The following is a 22,026-nucleotide window of genomic DNA, read 5'->3' as shown; positions in this document are numbered from 1 at the left end:
GTTAGCGTTCGCGCAGGGCTTCGGCTGCCCGGTTGAAAGGTTTGACAAGATACTGCAACACCGTCTTGGACCCGGTATGGATATCGACTGTGGCCACCATGCCCGGCGTGATGGCAAATTTTCGTCCAGCCTTGTGTGCCAACTCAAAAGTATCGCTCCGCACGAAGACGCGATAATAACGCTTTTGTGGATCGGCTTCGTCTTGGATTGAATCCGGAGAAATCGACCTGACTTCGCCTTCCAGGGTCCCGTAGATTGCGTAATCATAAGCGGTCACCTTAACCGTGGCACGCATCGCCGGACGAATGAAGGCAATATCCCGAGGTTTCACTCGGGCCTCCACCAGGAGTTCCTCATCGAGCGGTACGATCGTCATCAATTCCCCGTTCGGGGCAACGACCCCTCCCACTGTGGTCACAGCGATATCCTTTACAATGCCGCGCACTGGCGAGCGTAAGGTCAACCGTTCGAGACGATCCTTCCCACCACGCAACTCTGCAGCCAGGGCCTCGGCCTCGGCCTTGGTCTTGGCAAGTTCCTCGTTGGCGTTGACGTAGTAGTCATGCCGTATTTCGGTCTCTTTCATATTCAGCTCGACAATCTGGCGCTGGAGCCTCACAGCATCCATTCGCGATGAGGCTCCCAATGAAGAAAGTCTGGTCATGGCATCGAGTTCTTCTTCCAGAAGGTCCCGCGAGTCCCGGATCAGCGAAAGTGTCTTCGACAGGCTGTCACGACGCGCATCATAGAGCGCCTTTTCCGTTGCAATCAGCTCTTCCTGGGGCAACAGCGCTTTGGGAAAATGTAACGCCTTATCGGTGATCTCGGCAGTTAAGCGGGCGATCCGCGCCCGTCGCGCCAGAAGCTGGGCTTCGGTCTCATCGACATTCGCCTCCGTACCCGTGGGATCAAGCCGGGCAAGCACCTCACCGGCCTCGACAATCTCGTCAGATCGTACGTTCAGTTCGCGCAGCAAACCACCTTCGAGAGACTGGACAACCTGTTCCTGTCGGATCGGAATCACCTGTCCTTCGGCAGTGGTCACCTCGTCGAGTCTTGCAGCCCAAGCCCAGCTCAGGGCTGCCGCAAAAAACAACATGGTGAGCCAGATTATCCGGGATTGGGTTCGAGCCTGTTGCTCATCGGCAATCTGAGGCAATGTCACAGAAGAGAACGAGGTCATTTTGTCTCTCCCCGCATTTGTGCCAGAATCTGGTCGCGCGGACCGTCTAGAACGATCCGACCTCTGTCCAGTACCACAAGCCGATCCACCAATTGGAGAATCCGATGACGGTGCGTCGCCACGACAAGCGTCCTCCCTCCCGATGCGATGCTGAGTTTCTCAATGAAATGTCGTTCGGTCGTATCATCCATTGCAGAAGTTGGCTCATCCAACAGAAGGACAGAAGGGTTCCGGAGTACGAGGCGGGCCAACAGGATCGTTTGCTTCTGGCCGCCGGACAGGCCAAGACCCCCTTCCATAATCTGGTAGTTCCAGCCTTTGGAAAAACGGCTTAGAAAGGTCTCCCCCCCTGCAAGTGACAACGCGGTGAGCAATTCATCATCTGTAGCGGAAGGTTTTCCCAGCAGCAGATTATCGCGCAGCGTCCCGAAAAACAGGTTCGAATTCTGGGAAAGATAGGCGATGTCGCGGCGAAGATCGGCCGGGTCGATTGTATCTATAGACATGCCGTCCAGCCGCAGTTGCCCAGTTGAGGGCATCAATTGGCCGGCCATTGCCTGTAATAGAGTGGACTTCCCAGCCCCGTTGCGGCCGATCACTCCGATACGTTCCCCGGCTCCGATCTGAATATGCGCCACTGTCAGTGCGGGTGGGGGATCACTGCGATGGCTGAACTCAGCGTTTTCAAAGCTATACTGGCCGGTGATCCGGGACAGGGTGACGCGGGCTTCATCTGGAGGATGATCCACAGGTGACTTCATGATTTTAGTCAGCCCCTGTGCTCCGACACGCGCCTGCTGAAGTCGTGAAAGCACCCCCGAAATCTGACTCATGGGGGCAATCATACGCGACCCTAGAATTGACGCGCCGACAAGCGTACCGGTTGTAATCTCTCCGATCATGACCAGTGGGGCCCCTATCGCGACGGTCACCGCATAGACACTTTGCTGCACGATTTGCGTCCACGCAGTGAGACCTGCGACTAGACGTCTTTCCTGAGACTGGGCCTCACCAGTCGCCGCTGAAGTTTCACGCCAGATATTTTCGAACCGCTCTTCGGCTTGCAACGCCTTGATATCATCGATCCCCTGGATCGTTTCCACCAGAATAGCATTGCGCAGAGCCGCTTCGCGCTGTGCCTGTCGGGCTGAACTGCGCAGTTTCGGTTGCATGATCAGCCCTGGCAATATGATGGCGGCCAGAGCGGCGACCGGGATCAGGACCAGCCAACCGGCAATCATCCAGAATAGCCAACAGAAGAGGAAGAAGAATGGCAGGTCCATCAGAACGCCGACCGATGTCGAAGTCAGGACCTCGCGCATGGTGTCGATATCCCGAAGCTGGGCAATGAAGCTACCGGTTGATTTGGGCCGGTGGTCGTTGCGAATGCGCAGGGCGCGTCCGAAAACCTGCTCGGAAAGCCTCAGACCAGCGTTCCGGCCCAGGATGTCGAGCAACACGGAGCGCGATTGCTTCAGGAAAAACTCGAAGAGAAAAGCTATGGCAACGCCGGTGAATAACACGGCCAGGGTATGGTGGGATTGCGCGGGGATGACCCGGTCATAGACCTGCATCGAAAACAGGATTCCCGCCAAGGCCAGAACATTGGTGAGAAAGGAAGCAACGATAACGGTGAAATAGGGCCGGAGCGAAGGAAAGAGCACGCGTCGCAGCCAATTCTTGCGGACCGGCGCGATATAAGCATCGATCCGGACATCCGGCAGGCTGCGCCTCGCTCGCACGAACCAGACGCCGCTGCTTTTCTTTATCAGTTCAGCCAGAGGGCGTTCGTTCCTGTCGCTCAGACTCCCCGAGAACCGCCAGAAAGTGGCAATATCAGCGTGAGAGATGCTCTCCACCACTAACACATCAGCACCAGGCTGGAGAACCAGAACCGGCAGATGAAGCGGGTCGATCTTCTGCGCCTCTGCTCTGACAGCATGGAGTTCGAGCCCCAGTCGACCTGCAATCTCATGAAGCTGCTCGACCGCGTCGGCCTGTGCTTGCCAATCCATAGCCGCCCGGACAGCCTGCTCCGAAAAGCTCAACTGAAAACCGCGCGCGATGTGACGCAGGGCCGGGATGATACCGCTGTCTGTGACAGAAACCGTCTTACCCGGAACATCTTGCGACACGATGATTGCGTCTTCGGTCATGGGCTCAGCGCAAGACCATGAAGGAACTTGCCATCCAATCCGAGCCGGGCGCGTAGCCGACCAGAACTTTTGACACAATCGACTTGCCTGACCGCGAGATTAATACGGGTCTCAGCTAGGTCCCGCAATGAACGGAAATATTCATCTTCGATATCGAGGACGTCTTCGATAGTCCGGTTTCCCAATTCGACAAACTGACGACGGTAAAGCTCCCGGGTTTCGTCCAGCATGTCCGCCTGTTTTTCCAAAGAAGCGATGAGGACGCGCTGACCCTTTATATCGGCGATTGCGTTGTCGTGTTCGAGAGTAATATCTTGACGGGCTGCCTCAAGGGCAGCGTCGGCTGCCTTCGCCGTCTTTACCGCGATCACCTTCCGGGAACGATGGGCCCCGCCGCTGAATAATGCACTGTCCACCTTCAGGTTCACCCCGACACCGCTGGCACCGGAACCGACGATATCCCGGTCGGCAACAGCTTCCAGTGAAACAGACGGGAAGAGGGCGTTTTCGGCATCCTTGAGATCAATTTCAGCTATCGCTTTCTGCAACGCGGCCAGCTGAACCCGAGGTGACAGTGCATCGTTAAATTTCTCGCCCTCACACGTCAGATTGATTGTTCCCAGGGCATCGTCAGCAATGCCACCGCTGACACCTGAAAACCTCGACAGACGGCGATTGGCGTTTGCCATTTCGAGCTGCGCCTGCAGCAAGATTGTTTCAGCGGATTGAACCCGGCGTTGCGCTTCCAGAAGGTCGGTGGTGGAGTTCACTCCTTCGTTGGAGCGGGATTGGCTCAGCTTCTCCAACTGCTGCATGGTCTGCAGTTGCTTATCTGCAATTGCCTGCTGTTCAACATACCGCCGCATAGTCCAGTAGGTTTTCACAGTTTCGGCGAGTTCCTCATCCACGACTTCGAGAAAGCGCATATACTTCCCCTGCGACGCGAGTACTTCGCGCGATACTGCGCGGGCGGTCCCTCCGAAATCGTAAAGAAGTTGAGACGCAGTCACCTGAAGGCGTGAGCCATTCTCTGTGTTTCCGGCAAGACCGGAAATCACCCCTGCTGAAAGCTGGGGGTAATATCCGGCACGCGCCTCGTCGATACCTACAATTCCGGCTTCCACCTTTTGGGCGGCCTCAGCGATATCTGCGCGGGTGCGCAAGGTACCAAGAACCAATGGTGTGACCCCACTTGAGCCGACAGGGACGCGCGCGAGGTCGTTTGATGCGAAGTCGGAGCCTTCCTGAAGCGTGGGTCTGATTTGCTGAATTTCCGACGGCGGGTCCGAAGAACAGCCGACAATCAAAAATGCGCAAAGGCCGCAGGCAATACCTGCGACCCGATGCGTATTCCGGCTGAGCGGAACCTTAGGCTCCACCCGGTCAAACCAACGAATTGCCGAGCTCTCCGTCTTCCAAATCGTCAAGCGAATGGCTCGCTGCTTCCGAGCCAATCATATCCGTGATTCCACTCTCACGGACGGGGTCCGGAGAAGGCATCACGCTATCATCATGCTCGTCTTCCGAAACATACGCGGAAAGAGTCTCGGGTGCTGCTTCGGGCAAGAGTCCGGCGAAATCGCCGCTAACACCTGCATCGAACTCGGAAGTGACATCCTGGTCAATCCCCTTGTCCAAGAACCCGAAGCTTACCAGATCCGAGCCATCGGCATCTTCGCTCGCTCCAGCGTCTGTTTCGGCTTTATTCGCCGCGAAAGGCCTTCCTGTAATTGGCTCCGGAGGACCGTCATAGTTCAACGTCACCGTCAATGTCGCGGTGTCGGAAGACCCGCCCGGCGCAGCGATGGTGTAGTCGAAGGTGTCTTGGTCCCCGTTCGCACCGGTGAAGGTGTCGTTCACATCATAGCTGTAGGTGCCGTCAGGATTGATCGTCAACGCGCCATAGGTCCCGGCGATGACCGTCCCCCCAGCTTCGATTGCCGTTCCGTTGACACTTGTCACCTCCGCGCCGCCAGCGTCGACGTCATTGGCAAGGACATTACCGGTTATCGGAGCGGTCGCGCCTACATTGCTATAGTATGTGACGACATCCGATGTTGTCTCAATATCCAAATCCGCCAAGAGTGTGACATCCAGTAGCCCACCATCTTGGCCACCGATGACGACGAAATATTCACCGCCGCCCTCGAACCCATTCAACGCGACATTATCGGCCTCCCAACTCGCAAACAGGGGGCCGAGACCTGGATCGTAGACGAGGAAGTCTTCCACCGTCTGCACCAGCGTCCCGGTGGTTTCGCCATCTTCGACCCTGTAAACCAGCAGGTCGAAATTCCCTTCCGCCACCAGAGGAAGCGAGAGCAGAGCATTACCATCACCGTCGACACTGACTTGCTGCGTTGTGTTCTTTGCCACGTCAAAGCTTAGGGCACTATTGGCTTCAAGCAGAGTCAGGGACACAGTGCCGCTCAGAACCTCAGCGCCCAGCAGGGTGTTGACCCCAGCCTGCTGCAGATCCTGAACTTCCATGGTCGGCTCGACCTCAAGGTCGAGTGTGACGTCGTCGTCGATCGCGTCGGCATCGGCATCCGCGTCGGCATCCGCATCAGCGTCGGCATCGGCGTCCGCATCAGCGTCGGCGTCCGCGTCTGCATCGGCGTCCGCATCTGCATCGGCGTCCGCATCAGCATCGGCGTCCGCATCAGCATCGGCGTCCGCATCAGCATCAGCATCGGCGTCCGCATCAGCATCAGCATCGGCGTCGGCGTCCGCATCTGCATCGGCATCAGCGTCAGCATCCGCATCAGCGTCGGCGTCCGCATCCGCGTCCGCATCGGCGTCGGCGTCCGCATCCGCGTCGGCGTCCGCATCTGCATCGGCGTCCGCATCTGCATCGGCGTCCGCATCAGCATCAGCATCGGCGTCGGCATCCGCGTCAGCATCAGCATCGGCGTCGGCGTCGGCATCCGCGTCGGCATCAGCATCGGCGTCCGCATCTGCATCAGCATCAGCATCGGCGTCGGCGTCCGCATCCGCGTCGGCATCCGCATCAGCATCAGCGTCCGCATCAGCATCGGCGTCCGCATCAGCGTCGGCATCGGCGTCCGCATCAGCGTCGGCATCGGCGTCCGCATCAGCATCAGCATCGGCGTCTGCATCGGCGTCAGCGTCGGCGTCTGCATCTGCATCAGCGTCCGCATCTGCATCTGCATCTGCGTCAGCGTCGGCGTCCGCATCTGCATCCGCGTCGGCGTCACTGTCATCATCAGCAGCCGCCAGCAAACCACCTCCAGCAGCCAAACCAAACGCGGCGAGACCAGCAACACCAATCTCATCTGATCCGACGGGCGAAACCGTCATTGTCAGTTGATCTGTACCGGTGAGATCCGTCAGTTCCCAAAGTGCGCCGTCGCTATCCTCGAAATAGATTGTCAGATCGTCTGGCGCGGAATAATAATCCGCGATGCGCACGACATCACCGTTTCGCAGCTGGATTATCAGATCGTCACCATCGCGCGCTGCTCCAGTGATATCCGAGGTATTCGTCTCGATGGTTACCGACCCAACGTCCGTGAACCTGACCAAATACTCGTTACCGGCAGTGATAAGCGAGACGGACTCGGGAGTTTGAGTTTCAACAAGCATGGGTCCCTCACGAGATCAAAATTTAGTTACGAAGATCATGAGGATATTTGGAGAAGTCAAGGATTATTGCTTCAAGGTCGCAAGACATATATTTAATTGGTGTGCGACAAATCCCTTATCCTACTGAGCTACGCCGAGAAATAGGTGACGGGCTCTGAGAGGGCGGCCTGTCGCAGCGCCTGTTTAAACCTGCAAGAACTTCCAGAATGCTCGATACGCCAGTAACCATGCCATTGATACCGCAGCTTATGCGGCTTGATTTTCCATTGCCGTGGCCAGCGGCACCCAGTTCCACGGCAGCAATTCATCCAGTCTGTTGATCTTGTGATCGTGGATGCGGTCGAGGATGTCAGCCAGATAGGCCAGTGGGTCGAGACCGTTCAGCTTTGCGGTTTCAATAACTGTCATCGCACGTGCGAGGGTTTCCGCGCCGGTATCGGCACCGGCGAAGAGCCAGTTTTTCCGTCCTATTCCAATCGGGCGCAGGGCACGTTCAGCTGGATTGTTGTCGATGGCCACACGACCGTCGCTCAGGAACAGGCTGAAGGCCTCCTGCCGCCCAAGACCGTAGCGGAAGGCCTTGGCCAGATCGCTCTTGCCCGGGATGCGCAGAAGCTGTTGCTCGGACCAGGCAAAGAAAGCCTCGACCTTGGGCAGGCTGAGCTTTTGACGCGCCGCATAGCGGACGTCGGCGGGCTGGCCGTTGATATCGCGCTCGATGTCGTAGAACTTGCCAATCCGGTCGAGCGCCTCGCGGGCGATCTCGGATTTGGTCGAGGTCCAGAAGTCATGGAAGTCGCGCCGCAGGTGGGCCCAACAGGCCGCCTCGCGCAAGCGCGGTTTGCCACCGGATTCAGACGCATAGAGCTTGGCATACCCTTTGTATCCATCCGCTTGCAGGATGCCGCGCGCATCGGCCTGGTGGCCAAGAACGTGCTCTTCTTTCCAGTCTGGCGCAAAGCGGTAAACAGCACCCGGAGGCGATGCCCCCGCCCAGGGTCGCTGGTCACGCACATAGGCCCAGATCCGGCCTTGCCTGACCCCTTTGCCAAGACCTTTGTCGCGCATGCTGCGATCCTGCACCCGGATGGGTGTATCGTCCGCATGCAGCAGGTCGCTGGTCATGATGTCCGCCTCGATCCGTGTGATCAGCGGCTGCAGCGTCTTCATGGCCCGCCCGCACCAGCCAACAAGCGTACTTTCGGGAATGTCTGCCCCCATGCGGGCGAAGATCTCCTGCTGACGATAGAGAGGCAAATGATCGTCAAACTTCGAGACCAGCACATGCGCAAGCAGGTTCGGGCCTGCCATGCTGCCCGGAATCGGGCGGCTGGGGGCTGGTTCCTGCACCATTTTCTCGCAGCGGCGGCACGATTTCTTGATCCGGGCGATCTGGATTACCTTCATCTGGGCGGCGATCATATCGAGCAGTTCGCTCACATCTTCACCCACCACACGCAGATCGCCGCCACAGTCCGGCCAGCAGGCACCGGGGTCCAATTCGCGGCGTTCGCACGGGGTCGCATCCGAGGCACGTGGACGAAGACGCAAAGCGGGCGCACCAGCAGCCTCTGTCGATGGCCTATCCTGCCTGCGCCACCGGCACTCCGACGGCAGCTGGCATGTCGAAAGGAAAAAAGAGCGCCCCAGCATCGGGAGACCACAGGCCCTTCTTCTTGAGGTCATGCCGCCACGCATAAATCTGCTCTCGGGTCACCTCATGGCGCTGCGGCACCTGTTTCACCGTGGCCCCGTCGATCCAAGCCTCAGATCTTTCGGCGGATGACATCCTGTAACAGTTCACGATCAAGCGTCAGGTCGGCCACGATCTTCTTCAGCCGACTGCTCTCATCTTCGAGCTGCTTCAGCTGCTTCGTCTCGTGCGGCCGCAGGCCTGCATACTTTTTCTTCTAGTTGAAGTAGGTCACCTGCCGAATCCCTGTCTTCCGGCAGATCTCGGCAACCGACGTGCCTTCTTCGCCTTGCTTGATTATGAACACCTTCTGCGCGTCCGAAAACTTCGATGCCTTCATGTGATTCCACTCCTCTCCCAGCCGGGAAATCGTAGTGAAAAACTCCAGCTTCAAACGGTCCAGTTTGCGGAGGGCAGATCAGGTTTGTGAATCAGCAGATCATCCTTTCCAAGAAAGCTCATCCGGGTTCGCAATTATGCTCTTTCGCATCCTTTTCCCAAGTTGCCTCGGACGGTTCTCCCGCACTGCGGCTTCTGTTGACGCTCGCTGGCTAGAGGCTTCTTGGTGGTGCCGCCCGCTCGACAAAGATATCATCTCTCAACCCCTGCTCCGCGGCGGGCGAGGGTTTCGCATCGGAGCGGGGTCGGACCATGAACGCCAAGTCGAGTCAGCATTCGGGGCGCGAGATCGTCATGACCCACGGGGTTCTCAGCGAGAACCCGGAAGTCCTGTTCTATGGCAAGGGGTGGCGCGTCGTGCGGGCGGTCCTCCAGGAAGCAATGCTGAGGCTTTGGAACGACGATGCATTCGGCCTTGCGGGCAACGTCGCCTTCCGAGCTCTGCTGGCGCTCTTTCCGTTCCTGATTTTCACGAGCGCGATGACGGCCTTTATCGGAGACCGGGCCATGGCCGACCATCTCGTAGATTTTCTGATCGCCATCATACCGTCCCCGCTGATCGAACCGCTGGTTTCAGAAGTCGAGAAAGTTATGACGGTGCCGCGCGGCGGCGTTCTCAGCATCGGTATCCTGCTGACAATCTGGTTCGCGGTCGGGGGCGTGGACGGTGTACGTGTCGGGTTGAACCGCGCCTACGGACTCCACGAAACCCGATCAGTGGTTGTCCTCTACGGATTGCAGATCGCTATGGTCATCCTCGCCAGCTTGGCTTTGGTGATCGTGGGCTATCTTCTGGTTCTCGCGCCGCGGGCCGGATCGTGGATGCACGCACTCATACCCGGCTTCGATCCCGCGTCGGTTACGGTCAGGTTAATTCGCTTTCCTGCTTCGGCGACCATCTTTGTGGTTGCACTCTTTGCGGCACATGTATTGCTGCCCGCCCGCCGCACCAGATTTTCCAACATCTGGCCGGGAGTCGTCTTTACCGCAGTCGCATGGACATTCCTCGCCACCGCCTTCGCGTTTTACGTCGGTAGCTTTGGCACCTATGCCAGCTATTACGCCGGCATGGCGGGGATTATCGCCGCCCTTTACTTCATGTATTTGGCAGCGCTCCTCCTGATCTTCGGGGGCGAGCTTAATCGGGCGCTCCGGATCAGACGCCTTGCTCGCGCTCTGGCCAACTGAATCCTAAATTTGGGTGATTGTATATTTGACAAACCCATTGCTCGCGTTGCATGATCGGCCAGCGTGACAGGCCGGGTCAGTCGTCGGACGGCTTCTTCTCGTCCGGCTTCTGTTTCACAAGCTTCTTGAGCTTCTTCTCAAACCGCTTCTCGTCGTCGTCCGCCTCTAGCTGGCGGGCGGCTTCCTTGAATCGGTCTAGTTGGGATTTTTCTTTGCTCATACGGTGATAATAGTGATTCGGATGCGCTCGGACCATGCCTGCAATACCGTTTGCTTGTATTTTTAACGCAGATGAAAAATATTGTATAATCAGTATGTTGGCGAAAGGTCACTTCGTTAACGCAAATTGTCGTTGACTCATAGACCCCTGATACCACACGATATTGCGCAGGCGGACCTGCGCCGCACAACATAGGCCCCCTGGCGGAATGGTAGACGCAGCCGTCTTTAAAACGGAAACCCTGCAAGGTGTGTGGGTTCAAGTCCCACCGAGGTCACCACAAAAGGAGGACGCTATGCCAAGAGCGCCCACTATGAACGACATTCGAGCGCGGCTTGATGGGGTCAGGCGTGAGATTGAAAAGCTGAAAGCCCAGGAGTCTTTGCTCCTTGATATGCTTGATGAGACCCCAGCCCCTAAGCAGGTGCGAGCGGCCAAGGGTAGCGTGAAAACCACGGTTCTTGACCTTCTTGATGAAGTCGGTCGCAGCGGCCTCAATGCTGCTACTGCTGTCGATTTGGCAAAGGAGAAGGGAATTGATCTTGAGCGCGGGTCTGTGTCCAGCCTTCTGTCACGGCTCAAAACTGACGGTATTGTCACCTATGATGGCAGCGCCTATAGGCTGAAAAAATTCACCGAAATGCCGGGTATAACCCCGCTAAGAACTTCGAGCGATAGATCATTCTGATTTCTCGCTGAGAAGGCCACCCCCCCAGAACATCGCCGTGGAAAGCAATCTGAGGGAGTGGTTCACGTCCAGCAGGAAAGGATTTCCCATGGACAACTCGACCGACGACAAAAAAGTCGTCTATCGCCCCTACATCACGACAAAAGACGGTCGCCGCATATGGGCCAAGTGGTACGGTAAGAAAGCGTTCCGTATCGAACTCTGACCTATTAAACTGTGGAGGGAGTGGCTTAGCCGCTCCCTCTTTTCGTAGTAGACGCATCTGGCGCACCAGAACCGTGCAAGGTTTTTCGCCACCACACTTCTAATGTAGTCACTTCTCATCTGCGGTGAAGCGTTTGCTGACGCAAACGCAACCGCGTGAATCAGCCTTAGTTTAGTTCACGTAAGTCAGGCGTTTGCCAGCAACGCTGCGCAGAGCGATCTGACCGCGTTCGGCATCATCAACCCCGTTCGCCACGCGGTTGTTGTAGCGGAAGTCAAACTCAGCCGCGTAACGGTGCAGATGTTGCTTGCCACAATGCTGATACACGCCCTTCATGCCCCGCTTGAAGATGCTGTAGAAGCCCTCGACGGTGTTGGTGTGCATCTCCCGATCCTCAAGGTTCACATATTCGCCTGCGCTGTGATTGGTCCAGCCGTGGGCGTCGAACACTTTGCCCGCGCCAATGCCCTGATACTGGCGGGCTTCGTCCGTCATGACATAGGCTTCGCGGGCGATGTTCTCTTGCAGGATCGGAATAAGCGTAGACTTCTTGATGTCGTCCACAACGATGCTCTTGGCGCGCTTCGTGTCGCGGTCCACCAGCGTAAGCACCTTCATCTTGTGAGAGCCGCCACGGGCGTTCTTTGCCTTGGTCACGCCGGCTCTTTGCCAATGAAAGTCTCGTCAACTTCCACGACACCACCGTCGCCACCGAAGCCAGCTAGCGCACCGTCCCGCATACATTCGCGGATACGGTGGGTCAGGAACCACGCAGATTTGTAGGTGATGCCCAGAACGCGGTGTAGCTGGTGACTGCTGATGCCCTTCTTACTGGACACCATCAAATGAATTGCTTGCAGCCACAGGTGCAGCGGCAAGTGGCTTTCCTCAAAAATGGTGCGTTTGCGCACGGTGAACTGCTTGCGGCACTCGCGGCACTTCCACAGGCCGTGGCGCTCCTTGCCTTCGGGGTTCTTCTTGCTGGCCTTCGTGCGAACGCCTTCCAGCTTGTAGGCACTATCGACCACGCCGCAGTGCGGGCAGACCGGACCATCAGCCCAAAGCATCGCTTCGACATGGGCAAAGGCGGCTGCTTCGTCGTGCATGTAGGGGGCGGAAAGAACGGACATGGTGAAAACCTCCAACTTGTTGACTCCAATATAGGAGTCTCAGTTGGGTTTGTAAAATATACAATCGCCTAAATTTGGCTCCTGAGCAAGAACTCGCCGCCTTCTTCTGTGACCGCACGTGGAAAGGAACCTTCGGTACGCCAAGTCGTTTTACCGCTGCGAAAATGTGTCACCAAAAACCTGGAGGATATCATGAAACATCTTGCATATACGCTCAGCATTGCAGGCCTTGTCGGCTCACTGGGAGCGGGAGCTTTCGCCGCGACCGACGTAGACGCCGCTACATTGACCTGTGCCGATTTCGTGGCCATGAGCGCGGATGAGCAACGCGCCGCTCTGGATAGTCTGGCCAGCGCGGACGCAAGCGCAACGACTGACACAGAGGTCACAGCCGATACCGAGACGGACCTGTCGGCAGATACGGGCGCAGGTACGGCCGATACAGATACCGGAACGGATCTTTCGGCGGAAACCGACACAGATGCTTCGACCGAGGCCGATGAAGCTTCTTCGGACGCAGCCGATACCGCTTCATCCGACGCGACAGCTGCCGATCCGGACGTGGGGGCGGTAATCGCCGCATGTGAAGGTAATGACGAGGCCCTCGTAGCTGATCACATCACACCCTAAGTGATTAAGGTGGTAAAAGGGCAGGCAGAGATTGAACTGCCTGCCCTGCTCTTTCAATTCCTCTGCTTCGGTCCAGCGGAATACGTCGTTATCCGACGCGCCCGTCACGGCTACCCGGACGCCCGCCGTGTGCTGCGCAACGAAAATCCCGACCAAAGCAAAGCGCGATGCGGGCTGCGCGAATTTCTGGTAGCTTGCCCGTTCCTGCACGGGCAGCCGGACTTCGGTGATAATTTCGCCTTCGTCCAGCGCCGTGATGAACATGCCTTGGAACTACGCATCTTCTTGGATTTCGCGCCGGTCGGTCACGATGGTGGCAGCGGGGTAGCAGGCGCGCGGATCGTTGTTGGCGAGGCTGCCGCCAATGATGCCCCACCTGCGCACCGCAGGATCGCCGATCTGGTCGGCCAACGATCTGACTGGCCAGACAGGCGAGCGCGGGGTAGATCACGGCGCATTCGGTCGCCACTGCCGCATGAGTTGTCGCACCGCCGGTGCTGGTCTCAGCCGGATAGACCATGGGGGCGACAGTCCACTCAAATAGAAAAATAAAAAAGTGGGCTTCTTGCGAACCGCAGTGGTGCAGAAAAGGTAAATCCGCATTAGCGGCGGGACAATGGTCAAACTGCTGATATTGCGCTTTCTACCTACGACCGCAGGTTGGTTGTTTCGGGTGTGACGCCCGGGCGTCAACCGTCAGTGCGCGTTCAGCACGTATTCCAGCGAGGTCGGTACGCATTCCCGGCCGTTCACGGGCAGGATGTCCTGCGGGCAGGCGGACAGCACGACAATGCAATCCAGACAGGCGCGGAACGTCACCCGGTCTCCGGGTTTGCTGAGCGGCTCACCCCATTGCGTATTGCCCTGCGGATCGACCGGAATGTTCATCCAAAGGTTCAGCGGACCGGGGCAGACCGGCGCCCGCACGCCGATCAGACGCGGGCGGCGTGGAAATTGTCGGTGCAGTTGTCGTGATAGCCGATACATCCCAGCAGGGCGTATCTGTGGCTGTCGCAAGCCGCGATCAGCGTGTCATGACGGCCGGGCGACGTATCTTCGAGGAAATGAAGGATCGGGCGTCGGCGATTGCTGACCAGATCGTCACCAACTTCGGGGAATATCCGTGTCAATGTCGGGCGGATATGTTCCATCGACATGAATTCTTCGGGATCATCGGCGCCCGCCAACCGATGCGCTGCCTGCGCGGCGGTGATAGTCGATCGAAGCGATGACGTCCTCGGGGCGCACGGGCCGGCCATCGTGGAATTCCATGCCTTCGCGGATCCTGAAGACCCACTGCTTGACATCCGGCGACGCCTCCCAGCTTTCGGCGACTTCACCGATCAACTCACCCTCGTCGGTGATTTCTCCGATATGGTTATGCATGGTATAGTCCATGGCGATGGTGAAATCGATGTGCGACGTACCAACCTGATCGATATCAGGCTTCTGACCGGGGTCCTTGGGCGATCGTCCCGCCCCGAAAGAGTGCCAAACTCTGGAAGCCAATCACAGCGCGGCCACCGCAATCAACGAGTCCCTGCGGGCATCCAGATACCTCGACCGACGATCTGGCGAAACGGGAGCCGATACCACCGCCGGAGCCGTGCCAAAACGAAAATGCACTGCATTCCACTCTTGGGACAGCGCTTCACAGGGAGCAACTTCGACCGACAGGTCGCAGAGGTTTAGGTCCGTATTGCAGTCAAGAACTGCTAAAACGCGCACTCCATTTACGCGTCGCCGTTTAATGTTACCTTCGCTAAGCCGATGACACAGTTGTTTAGATCAGACTGCCGCAGCCTATACTACTCGGCAATTAGCCGCCACACATCTTGCCACACACTCAAATGAGCGATAACTTACAAGTATTTGACTTTATTAATATATTGAAACTACTCACTGACTAAGTGGCGGACTGTCTCTCCGCCATACAACTCTAAATCAATGGCTTGGCAATTGGGCGAGCGCGACACCGAGTGCAGCACAAGCGCCCAAAACTGTCTGCCTATCTTTCATCCTTCCGCATCGCCCGCGACATTGCCTCAGCTTTCCCGCAGCTCGGCCGTCTGCGGCTCTTCCGGCGCCGCGGCGAGGTCATGCGGTATATGCGCCGCGCTGTCATCGCGCTCGGAGGGCACGACCAGTTCCAGGTGGAACCCGGCGGCATCGCGGCCCGGGGAAAACAGGCCGGATGGGCCGAACTCCAGGTGATCCTGCGCGTGCTCGAATTCGCCTGACGTGACCGGGCGGTTGCGGAATTCCGTCACGCTGTTGTCCGTCACGATCGGGTAGAGCCGCAAGGTTGCGCCCGCCTCGCTGGCGGATGTGAATTCCAGCGCCACGGCAAGCCCGTAGGGCGGCACGGCACGGCTGGAGAAACGGCCCGGCGTGTTCCACACGAAATTGCCGATATTGTAAAGTACCGCGCAGCCGTCGATCATCTCGGCGTCTTGCACGATATGCGCACCATGCCCGATGATCAGATCCGCCCCGGCAGCCGCCAGCGCGGCGGCCATGTCGCGCTGTTTCTGGGTGACGCCCGCGTAATCGACGCCCCAATGGGGAAAGACGACGAAGGTGGGATTGGGCAGCGTGTCGCGCAGGCTGGCGATCTGGGCGGCAATGCGGTCCGCGTCCAGCTTGCCGATCCCGGCGATACGGGGGCCGGCATACCAGTTGTATTCGTGGTCATACCGCGCGCGCCGCTCGAACCCGCCAAAGACGACAAGCGTGCGCTCGGCGCCGTTCATGGCAAAGCGGTGGATGAAGGGCCGCGCCGCCGCGGTTTCGTCCTCGCCCGCGCCGAAACTGGCGATGCCGGCCCCGTGCAGCATGGTCTGCGTTTCGGTCAGTCCGGCCGTGCCGCAATCCAGCATGTGGTTGTTGGCCAGCGTCACTGCATCGATTCCGGCGTCCTTGAGGGCGGCCAGCGTCGGGGCGGGATCGCACCAGCCGAGGTAGCTCTTGCGCTCGGACAGGGCCGGATCGGTCTTGATCCCCCAGACCTGCTGCATCCCGCCCGGCGCCACGCGAAAGCCGGTGACGATCTCGTCAAAGATCGGCGCGGCGCCCCTCCTGCGCGCGCCTCTTGGAGGTGGGAAACTTGGCGCTGTATTCGGCGCAGAGATGGTCGATGAAATCGCGCTGCTCTTGGCTTGCCTACCGGCCATCGGGGCCGGTCCGCGCAAGCGGATACTAAAAACTATACTAGAAATTACGGTGCCCGGCGATATCGCGCCCTAACCTGTGATAGCGCGGCATGCGAGCGGCGGGTCATTCCCGCGCCGCGCCGCCATGATCCATGTAGGCGGTATCGAACTGGGCGATCTGAACCAGCTTGTCGAAATTGTCGAACGTCACCTTGCCGGCCCGAAAGGTCATCAGCTCCTCCTCGCGCAGCTGGCGCAGCACCCGGTTGATGTGAACGGCGCTCAGCCCCAGGGCGTCGGCGAGGTGATATTGCGACAGCGGGCAGGCATACCCGTCGCCAGTCGCCAGTCCGACAACCTTGAGGCGCGCACCGAGTTCAAGAAAGAAATGCGCGACCCGTTCGATGGCATCGCGGCGGCCCAGACTGACCAGCCGCTCGACGACGACGGCCCCATCGGTCGACAGCGCCCAGAGCATCGCGGCGGCAAGGCGCGGCGACTCGCGAAAGATGCGAAGCAGATCGGTCATGCCTATCTCGACGGCAATGATTGGCGTGACCGGCTCGATACTGTGATCGGCGGTGCGCAGCAGCAGGCTGCGAAGCCCCAGGAAATCGCCGGGAACCTGAAAATCCACGATCTGCCGCTCGCCACTGCGCAGCAATTTGTACGAGAGCACCCAGCCATCGAGAAGAATGTAGGCGGTGGAATTTTTCTCGCCCTCACGCATCAGGTCGGTGCCGATCTCGAAACACCGCCGGGGCCGGTCAAAGCGCCCCAGACTGGCCCGTTCCGAATTGGTGAGCGTTGCAAAAGCGCTTAATTTACTAAGTAAAGGGTTTTGTACATCTATCACGCGCAGGCTATTCCTTCACCGGTCAATCGGGTGTTGGGCTTCGAAAAACCAACTCAAAGCCTAGCGGGTCGATCTCATGTAGCGCTAACATGCGTTAACCAACCTTAACATATCTGTGGCAATATCGCTTAATTAGTTGTTGTCGGCCTGTTTCCGCCTCATGCGACAAAGGGCCGACCTGAAAGGACCTCATGCCGTATTCGAATGACGTGTCGGGTGCCGGAGCGCTCTCTATCTGCGAGGCGTTGCTGCTGGCCCTGAACGACAGAAAGATCCTGCCCGAGATCGAGATCATGGGCATTCTGGAAGATGCGGCCGCCGCGCATGAGGCGATGTCGCAAAGCGGCGCGGCCCCGCAGGTTCACACGGACGCGGCAAGCCTGATCAGGCAGATCATCACCGGGGGCAATTCCGTACGCCGCCCGTGATGTGACGCTCCCCCGTCGTCAGCGCGCCGCCCAGCTGGCCATCTCCGGCAGGAGCGTGTCGAGAATCGCCTGAAACGCGGCCACGACATCGACCGGCAGATCGCTTGCGGCAATGGCCGAGCTGCCGAAGGCGCGGGTTTTCAGCACGCGCTGATCCGCGTCGCGCAGCAGCGACAGGCTGATATCCACACGCGCCGTCACGGTCCCGGCCGCGACCTGCAGCTCGAACCGGTCGATCCGCGTCAAAAGCGCAAGATCCGGGACCGGGCCGCCCTCGCTGGGGCCGACATAGCCCATCCGCCCGGTGCCCGCGATGCTGCGCACCAAAAGCGAGCGGACCACCTCGGGCAGCTCGTCGGCCCAGCGCGCATCGGGCAGATAGCTGATGGCGGCGGCGCCCTGCTTGACCATGATGCGGTCGCTGGCGATGCCGGCCGGCGCGGTGGGGCGCGCCACCAAGAGCGTGCGGCCCGCGCCGCCCGTGCCGCCCGTGCCGGGTGCAGGCGTCAGATCATAGGTGTCGATGGGCGTTGCCGCCTCATTGAGCGATGACAGCGCGCTGCACCCGCCAAGGGCGGCCACGGCGCCAAACATCGCGAAACGGCGGGTCAGGTGAAAATCTTGCATGGGTTATCTCCGATATTCGGGCACGCGCCCTTCCAGAAGGAAACGCGCCGGATCCTTGCCGATGCGGCGCACCAGCTGTTCCAGCGATTGCACGAGGGTGCGCGCCTCGGCGCTGAGCCGGCCAAGCTCGTTCAGGCCGGTGCCGGTGAAGTTGCGGATGCCGGGGGCGGCGTCGCCGATGATCCCCCCGGCCTGCGCGACCACCCCGTCGGCGCGCGCGATCAGCGCCCGCAGATCGGCGGTGACTTGCGGCAGGTCGTCCGACACCTGGCTGGCCGCGCCGCCGATCCGGTCCGTCGCCGCGCGGATATCCGCCAGCACCGGCCCCAGATCGGTCGAGATCGCGTCATCGGCGCTGTCGAAGGCCCGCTCGGCCGCGCCCAGCGTGCGGTCCGCCGCGATCAGCGATCCGTCGATGCCGTCCAGCGTCGCGGTGGCGCGCGTGAAAAGGTCCGTCGCCGCATTGACCGCCTTGCGCGTGTCGCCTGCCAGCGGGTCCAGCCGGTCCGTGAACCCGGCCAGATCGCCCGCCGCCTTGTCCACCGCATCCGACGCGGTCGAGACGGCGCGGCGGATGTCGCGGGTCACGGCCGGCACGTCCTCGTCGATGATGCGCTCGATCCCGGTCATGGCGCTTTTGGCGCTGGCCAGCACGTCGCGCGCGTCCGCCACCATCAGCGTGCCGTCGCCATCCACCAGCGTGGTGACGCTGGTCGATGCCTCGGTGACGGCGCTGAACGCCTCGCTGGCATCGGCCAGCATCGTCTCCAGCTCGGCCAGACGCGCGTTCACCAGCTCGGCGGTGCCGTCAAAGCCGTCCAGCGTGCTGACCGAGCGGTCCGATATGTCGCGGACGGCAGCGTTGAGCGTGTCGACCATATCGCCGATCTGCGCCACGATGCCGGGCACCTGCTCGCGCATCAGCCGCTCGGCCTCGGCAAAGGCGGCGCCGGCACTGTCGATGGCGGCGCTGGATTTGCCAATGGTGTCATTGGCCGTATCGAACGCCCCCGTGGCCGAATTCAGCGCCGCATCCGCATTGCCAAGCGTGGTTTCGGCGGCCGCGCCCAGCGTCTCCAGCCGCTCGCTGAAGCCCGATATCTGCGTCGTTGCCTCCGATACCGTCCTGGTGATGTCCGAAAAATCGGTCAGTGCCTGCTCCAGCCCGCCCGAGGCGGTGCTGAGATTGCTGAGGATATTCTCGACATAGGCCTGATTTTCCGGTCCCGCGATCTCCTGAAACCGCTTGAGCAGGTTCGTGGCCTCGGCAATCAGGTCCGGCGCGTCCTCGACCAACTGCTGCACGGTCGAGCGGCGCGAGGGGATGATCGGCGGCTCGCCGTTCTCAGAGGTCAGCGGCGCCGCATCGCCCCCGCTGCTGGACAGCGAGATATAGGCCACGCCCGTCACCCCCGACGAGCTGAGCTGCGCGACGGTGTTCTCGCGCACCGGCGTGGTCGCGTCCACCTCGATCCCGACATAGACCTTGGAGGGGTCGGGCTCGTGAATGTGAAGCTCGATCACGCGGCCCACGTCGATGCCGTTGAACACCACGTCCCCGGAGGAATCGAGGCCCGAGACGTCATCGAAAAGGATGCCGTAATAGGAATACTGGCGGTCCAGCTGCACACTGGACAGCCAGACCGCAAAGCCGAGGCTGCCGAAAATGCCAAGCAGCGTGAACGCGCCGATCAGGATATAATTCGCACGGGTTTCCATCACACCACCTTTTCAGCCTTGCCCGTATCCTTGGTCTCCAAAGCCGCGCGGGCGCGGGGGCCGTGGAAATATTCATGGACCCACGGATGGTCCACCTTCATCAACTCGGCCATCGTGCCGACGGCCAGAACCTTCTTTTCGGCCAGCACGGCGATACGGTCGCAGATCGCGTGGAGCGAATCCAGATCATGCGTGACCAGAAACACCGTCAGCCCCAGCGCCGCCTGCAACTGGCGGATGAGCGTGTCAAACGCCGCCGCCCCGATCGGATCGAGCCCCGCCGTCGGCTCGTCCAGAAAGACGATCTCGGGGTCGAGCGCGATGGCGCGGGCAAAACCGGCACGCTTGCGCATCCCGCCCGAAAGCTCGGAGGGGAACTTGGTCTGGGCCACGTCCTCCAGCCCGACCATGCGCACCTTGATCCCGGCCAGCGTCTCGCGCAACTCGTCGGGCAGGTCCAGCTGCTCGCGCATCGGCGCCTCGACATTCTGGCGAACGGTCAGCGACGAGAAGAGCGCGCCGTCCTGAAACATCACGCCCCAGCGGCGACGCAGCGCCCGATATTCGTCCGCCGTCTTGGCCTGCACGCTTTCGCCGAACACCTCGATCGTGCCCGCATCGGGTGTCAGAAGGCCCACGATCTGCTGCAGCAGCACCGATTTGCCCGTGCCCGATCCGCCGACGATGCCGATGATCTCGCCCCGGCGCACGTCCAGATCGAGGCCGTCATGCACCACATGGCTGCCGAAGGCCTTGCGCAGCCCCCGCACCTTGATGATCGGCGCGTCGTTTTCCTGGCCGTGATCCTGCATCATATCCCTATCAGCGCAAAGACGACCGAAAACAGCGCGTCGGCCACGATCACCATGAAGATCGACAGCACGACCGAGGTCGAGGTCAGCCGGCCCAGCGATTCCGCGTTGCCGCCCACCTTCAGCCCCTCATAGCTGCCGATGATGCCGATGATCAGCGCAAAGAACGGCGCCTTGATCATCCCGACCAGAAAGTGCCAGACATCCGTGTTGCTGACCAGCCGCGACTGGAACACGGCAGGCGACACGCCCAGCTCGATCCAGGACATCATCGCGCCGCCCACAAGGCCGGCAACGTCCGAAATCAGCCCCAGCACCGGCAGCATCAGGATCAGCGCCAGAACCCGCGGCACCACGAGGATGTCGATCGGATCAAGGCCAAGCGTGCGCATCGCATCCACTTCCTCGCGCATCTTCATCGATCCGATGGCAGCGGTATAGGCCGACCCCGACCGCCCCGCGACGACGATGGATGTCAAAAGGATCCCCAGCTCGCGCAGCACGGCGATGGCGATCAGATCGACCACGAACACCTCCGCCCCGAACTGGCGCAGCTGGACCGAGCCCTGAAAGGCCAGAACCACGCCGATCAGGAAGGACATCAACGCCACGATGGGGATCGCGTTCCAGCCGACCTCCTGCATGTGATGCACCAATGATGTCAGGCGCAGGCGGCTTGGATGGATCACGACGCGGCCGAGCGCGGCCATCACCTGCCCCAGAAATTCGGTCAACTCCACCGCGGCGCGCCCGGTCGCCACGGTCTTGCGGCCCAGCGCCTCGACCCGGTCGGCCAGCGTGCGGCGCGGGATCGTGGCCGCATCGCCTGCGGGCATGTTGCGGCGCACCGTCTCCAGCAGTTGCTGCTGCGCCTCGTCGGCGCCGCGGATCGTCACATCTGCCGCGTCATCGCCGTCGGCCATGCGCCTTTGCAAGTCCACCACATACCATGCGCCCGCGGTGTCCATATGGCTGACCTCGGACAGGTCGATGGCGCGCGCCTCGCCCGTCTCGCGGCTGAGCCCGGCGATATTCTCGATCAGGAGCCGGCCGGACAGCGACAGGACACCGCCGGACACGCGGGCGCCGTGCACGGGCGCATCGGGCGTGGCTCCCTCGATCTGGCGGTTGCGCTGCGTCATGCCGTGAGTGGTCTTTCCTGCGTGTAAATCTGCCGATCCTCGCCCGCCGCCTGCCCGTCATCGGCGCACAGCCCCGGCAATTTTTTGCATGGTGACGTGATCGCGCAGGTTGAGCAAGGGCGCGGGCGCCGATCGCGCAGCAACTGTGCCTCGCGCGCCCGGTTTCGGCCAGATCGCGGGCGTTCAGATGCC

17 protein-coding genes and 5 pseudogenes are annotated in these 22,026 nt (G+C 60.1%); 4 read left to right on the top strand and 18 right to left on the bottom strand.

Annotated features, from left to right (window positions below):
* Position 1 precedes the first annotated feature (1 nt).
* The 6 genes and pseudogenes from DC366_RS15255 to DC366_RS15225 form a co-directional block, all read right to left on the bottom strand.
* Positions 2-1,183: a beta-barrel domain-containing protein gene (locus tag DC366_RS15255; protein WP_108693082.1), complete on the bottom strand. Its 1,182-nt coding sequence runs from the start codon at positions 1,181-1,183 to the stop codon at positions 2-4.
* Positions 1,180-3,339, bottom strand: a complete 2,160-nt coding sequence (locus DC366_RS15250; RefSeq protein ID WP_108693081.1) for a type I secretion system permease/ATPase — start codon at positions 3,337-3,339, stop codon at positions 1,180-1,182. Before DC366_RS15250 ends, DC366_RS15255 begins: the two co-directional genes overlap by 4 nt.
* Entirely contained in the window at positions 3,336-4,766 is a 1,431-nt protein-coding gene (locus DC366_RS15245) for a TolC family protein (RefSeq protein WP_165802930.1), read from the bottom strand. Before DC366_RS15245 ends, DC366_RS15250 begins: the two co-directional genes overlap by 4 nt.
* Positions 4,723-6,945 (bottom strand): cadherin-like domain-containing protein, encoded by a 2,223-nt coding sequence (locus DC366_RS19960; RefSeq protein WP_165802929.1) that lies wholly within the window; start codon positions 6,943-6,945, stop codon positions 4,723-4,725. Before DC366_RS19960 ends, DC366_RS15245 begins: the two co-directional genes overlap by 44 nt.
* A 246-nt stretch (positions 6,946-7,191) precedes the next feature.
* Positions 7,192-8,526: pseudogene (tnpC, locus tag DC366_RS15235) on the bottom strand (IS66 family transposase); the annotation flags it as partial.
* 191 nt (positions 8,527-8,717) lie between these two features.
* Positions 8,718-8,978, bottom strand: a pseudogene (locus DC366_RS15225) (transposase); the annotation flags it as partial.
* Between the two features lie 311 nt (positions 8,979-9,289).
* On the opposite strand from DC366_RS15225, the gene DC366_RS15220 reads away from it, so the two are divergent.
* Positions 9,290-10,225 (top strand): YihY/virulence factor BrkB family protein, encoded by a 936-nt coding sequence (locus tag DC366_RS15220; protein WP_108693079.1) that lies wholly within the window; start codon positions 9,290-9,292, stop codon positions 10,223-10,225.
* 76 nt (positions 10,226-10,301) lie between these two features.
* Here the strand turns inward: DC366_RS15220 and DC366_RS19955 are convergent, their stop codons facing one another.
* The gene (locus DC366_RS19955) at positions 10,302-10,445 is read right to left on the bottom strand and encodes a hypothetical protein (RefSeq protein ID WP_165802928.1); all 144 of its coding nucleotides are present in this window, start codon (positions 10,443-10,445) and stop codon (positions 10,302-10,304) included.
* Positions 10,446-10,758: 313 nt separating this feature from the next.
* Between DC366_RS19955 and DC366_RS15215 the strand changes: the two genes are divergently transcribed.
* Complete coding sequence (locus DC366_RS15215) at positions 10,759-11,133, top strand: hypothetical protein (RefSeq protein ID WP_108693078.1); 375 nt, start codon at positions 10,759-10,761, stop codon at positions 11,131-11,133.
* 376 nt (positions 11,134-11,509) lie between these two features.
* On the opposite strand, the pseudogene DC366_RS15210 reads toward DC366_RS15215, so the two are convergent.
* From DC366_RS15210 to DC366_RS20080, 5 genes and pseudogenes are all read right to left on the bottom strand, one after another.
* Positions 11,510-12,468, bottom strand: a pseudogene (locus DC366_RS15210) (IS1595 family transposase).
* Positions 12,469-13,158: 690 nt separating this feature from the next.
* A pseudogene (locus DC366_RS15205) lies at positions 13,159-13,591 on the bottom strand (FAD binding domain-containing protein); the annotation flags it as partial.
* Positions 13,592-13,794: 203 nt separating this feature from the next.
* A complete protein-coding gene (locus DC366_RS20515) occupies positions 13,795-13,986 on the bottom strand; it encodes a hypothetical protein (RefSeq protein ID WP_341476701.1) in 192 nt (63 codons plus the stop codon).
* A 44-nt stretch (positions 13,987-14,030) separates the two neighbouring features.
* The gene (locus DC366_RS20510; RefSeq protein ID WP_341476700.1) at positions 14,031-14,249 is read right to left on the bottom strand and encodes a DUF1989 domain-containing protein; all 219 of its coding nucleotides are present in this window, start codon (positions 14,247-14,249) and stop codon (positions 14,031-14,033) included.
* 19 nt (positions 14,250-14,268) lie between these two features.
* A complete protein-coding gene (locus DC366_RS20080) occupies positions 14,269-14,484 on the bottom strand; it encodes an ABC transporter substrate-binding protein (protein WP_207768733.1) in 216 nt (71 codons plus the stop codon).
* 62 nt (positions 14,485-14,546) lie between these two features.
* Here DC366_RS20080 and DC366_RS20320 point away from each other — a divergent pair.
* Positions 14,547-14,787 (top strand): annotated as a pseudogene (locus DC366_RS20320) (IS5/IS1182 family transposase); the annotation flags it as partial.
* Positions 14,788-15,143: 356 nt separating this feature from the next.
* Here DC366_RS20320 and DC366_RS15190 read toward each other — a convergent pair.
* Positions 15,144-16,271 (bottom strand): CapA family protein, encoded by a 1,128-nt coding sequence (locus DC366_RS15190; RefSeq protein ID WP_108693076.1) that lies wholly within the window; start codon positions 16,269-16,271, stop codon positions 15,144-15,146.
* A 103-nt stretch (positions 16,272-16,374) separates the two neighbouring features.
* Positions 16,375-17,106 (bottom strand): Crp/Fnr family transcriptional regulator, encoded by a 732-nt coding sequence (locus DC366_RS15185; protein WP_108693075.1) that lies wholly within the window; start codon positions 17,104-17,106, stop codon positions 16,375-16,377.
* A 191-nt stretch (positions 17,107-17,297) separates the two neighbouring features.
* On the opposite strand from DC366_RS15185, the gene DC366_RS15180 reads away from it, so the two are divergent.
* On the top strand, positions 17,298-17,534 hold the full coding sequence (locus DC366_RS15180; RefSeq protein ID WP_108693074.1) for a hypothetical protein: 237 nt from the start codon (positions 17,298-17,300) through the stop codon (positions 17,532-17,534).
* Positions 17,535-17,552: 18 nt separating this feature from the next.
* On the opposite strand, the gene DC366_RS15175 is transcribed toward DC366_RS15180, so the two are convergent.
* From DC366_RS15175 to DC366_RS15160, 4 genes are read right to left on the bottom strand one after another with little or no spacing between them, the layout of a single operon-like run.
* Complete coding sequence (locus DC366_RS15175) at positions 17,553-18,161, bottom strand: ABC-type transport auxiliary lipoprotein family protein (RefSeq protein ID WP_108693073.1); 609 nt, start codon at positions 18,159-18,161, stop codon at positions 17,553-17,555.
* Between the two features lie 3 nt (positions 18,162-18,164).
* Positions 18,165-19,880 carry an MCE family protein gene (locus DC366_RS15170; RefSeq protein ID WP_108693072.1) on the bottom strand — a complete coding sequence of 572 codons (1,716 nt, stop codon included), beginning with the start codon at positions 19,878-19,880 and terminating at the stop codon, positions 18,165-18,167.
* Positions 19,880-20,695: an ABC transporter ATP-binding protein gene (locus DC366_RS15165; RefSeq protein WP_243405156.1), complete on the bottom strand. Its 816-nt coding sequence runs from the start codon at positions 20,693-20,695 to the stop codon at positions 19,880-19,882. The genes DC366_RS15170 and DC366_RS15165 overlap by 1 nt, the downstream gene beginning before the upstream one ends.
* Positions 20,692-21,834 carry an ABC transporter permease gene (locus tag DC366_RS15160; RefSeq protein WP_108693071.1) on the bottom strand — a complete coding sequence of 381 codons (1,143 nt, stop codon included), beginning with the start codon at positions 21,832-21,834 and terminating at the stop codon, positions 20,692-20,694. The genes DC366_RS15165 and DC366_RS15160 overlap by 4 nt, the downstream gene beginning before the upstream one ends.
* Positions 21,835-22,026 lie beyond the last annotated feature (192 nt).

Source organism: Pelagivirga sediminicola (genome assembly GCF_003072125.1).
GTDB lineage: Bacteria > Pseudomonadota > Alphaproteobacteria > Rhodobacterales > Rhodobacteraceae > Roseovarius > Roseovarius sediminicola.
The sequence above is the reverse complement of the archived record's forward strand: the minus strand, read 5'-3'. Positions and strand labels throughout refer to the sequence as shown.

Bases quoted from the DNA above. Each gene is read 5' to 3' on its own strand.
- DC366_RS19955 (WP_165802928.1), bottom strand. From the start codon at position 10,445: ATGAGCAAAGAAAAATCCCAACTAGACCGATTCAAGGAAGCCGCCCGC.
- DC366_RS15215 (WP_108693078.1), top strand. From the start codon at position 10,759: ATGAACGACATTCGAGCGCGGCTTGATGGGGTCAGGCGTGAGATTGAA.
- DC366_RS15175 (WP_108693073.1), bottom strand. From the start codon at position 18,161: ATGCAAGATTTTCACCTGACCCGCCGTTTCGCGATGTTTGGCGCCGTG.
- DC366_RS15250 (WP_108693081.1), bottom strand. From the start codon at position 3,339: ATGACCGAAGACGCAATCATCGTGTCGCAAGATGTTCCGGGTAAGACG.
- DC366_RS15170 (WP_108693072.1), bottom strand. From the start codon at position 19,880: ATGGAAACCCGTGCGAATTATATCCTGATCGGCGCGTTCACGCTGCTT.
- DC366_RS15180 (WP_108693074.1), top strand. From the start codon at position 17,298: ATGCCGTATTCGAATGACGTGTCGGGTGCCGGAGCGCTCTCTATCTGC.
- DC366_RS20510 (WP_341476700.1), bottom strand. From the start codon at position 14,249: ATGGAACATATCCGCCCGACATTGACACGGATATTCCCCGAAGTTGGT.
- DC366_RS15160 (WP_108693071.1), bottom strand. From the start codon at position 21,834: ATGACGCAGCGCAACCGCCAGATCGAGGGAGCCACGCCCGATGCGCCC.
- DC366_RS15220 (WP_108693079.1), top strand. From the start codon at position 9,290: ATGAACGCCAAGTCGAGTCAGCATTCGGGGCGCGAGATCGTCATGACC.
- DC366_RS20080 (WP_207768733.1), bottom strand. From the start codon at position 14,484: ATGCATAACCATATCGGAGAAATCACCGACGAGGGTGAGTTGATCGGT.
- DC366_RS20515 (WP_341476701.1), bottom strand. From the start codon at position 13,986: ATGAACATTCCGGTCGATCCGCAGGGCAATACGCAATGGGGTGAGCCG.
- DC366_RS19960 (WP_165802929.1), bottom strand. From the start codon at position 6,945: ATGCTTGTTGAAACTCAAACTCCCGAGTCCGTCTCGCTTATCACTGCC.
- DC366_RS15255 (WP_108693082.1), bottom strand. From the start codon at position 1,183: ATGACCTCGTTCTCTTCTGTGACATTGCCTCAGATTGCCGATGAGCAA.
- DC366_RS15190 (WP_108693076.1), bottom strand. From the start codon at position 16,271: ATGGCCGGTAGGCAAGCCAAGAGCAGCGCGATTTCATCGACCATCTCT.
- DC366_RS15165 (WP_243405156.1), bottom strand. From the start codon at position 20,695: ATGATGCAGGATCACGGCCAGGAAAACGACGCGCCGATCATCAAGGTG.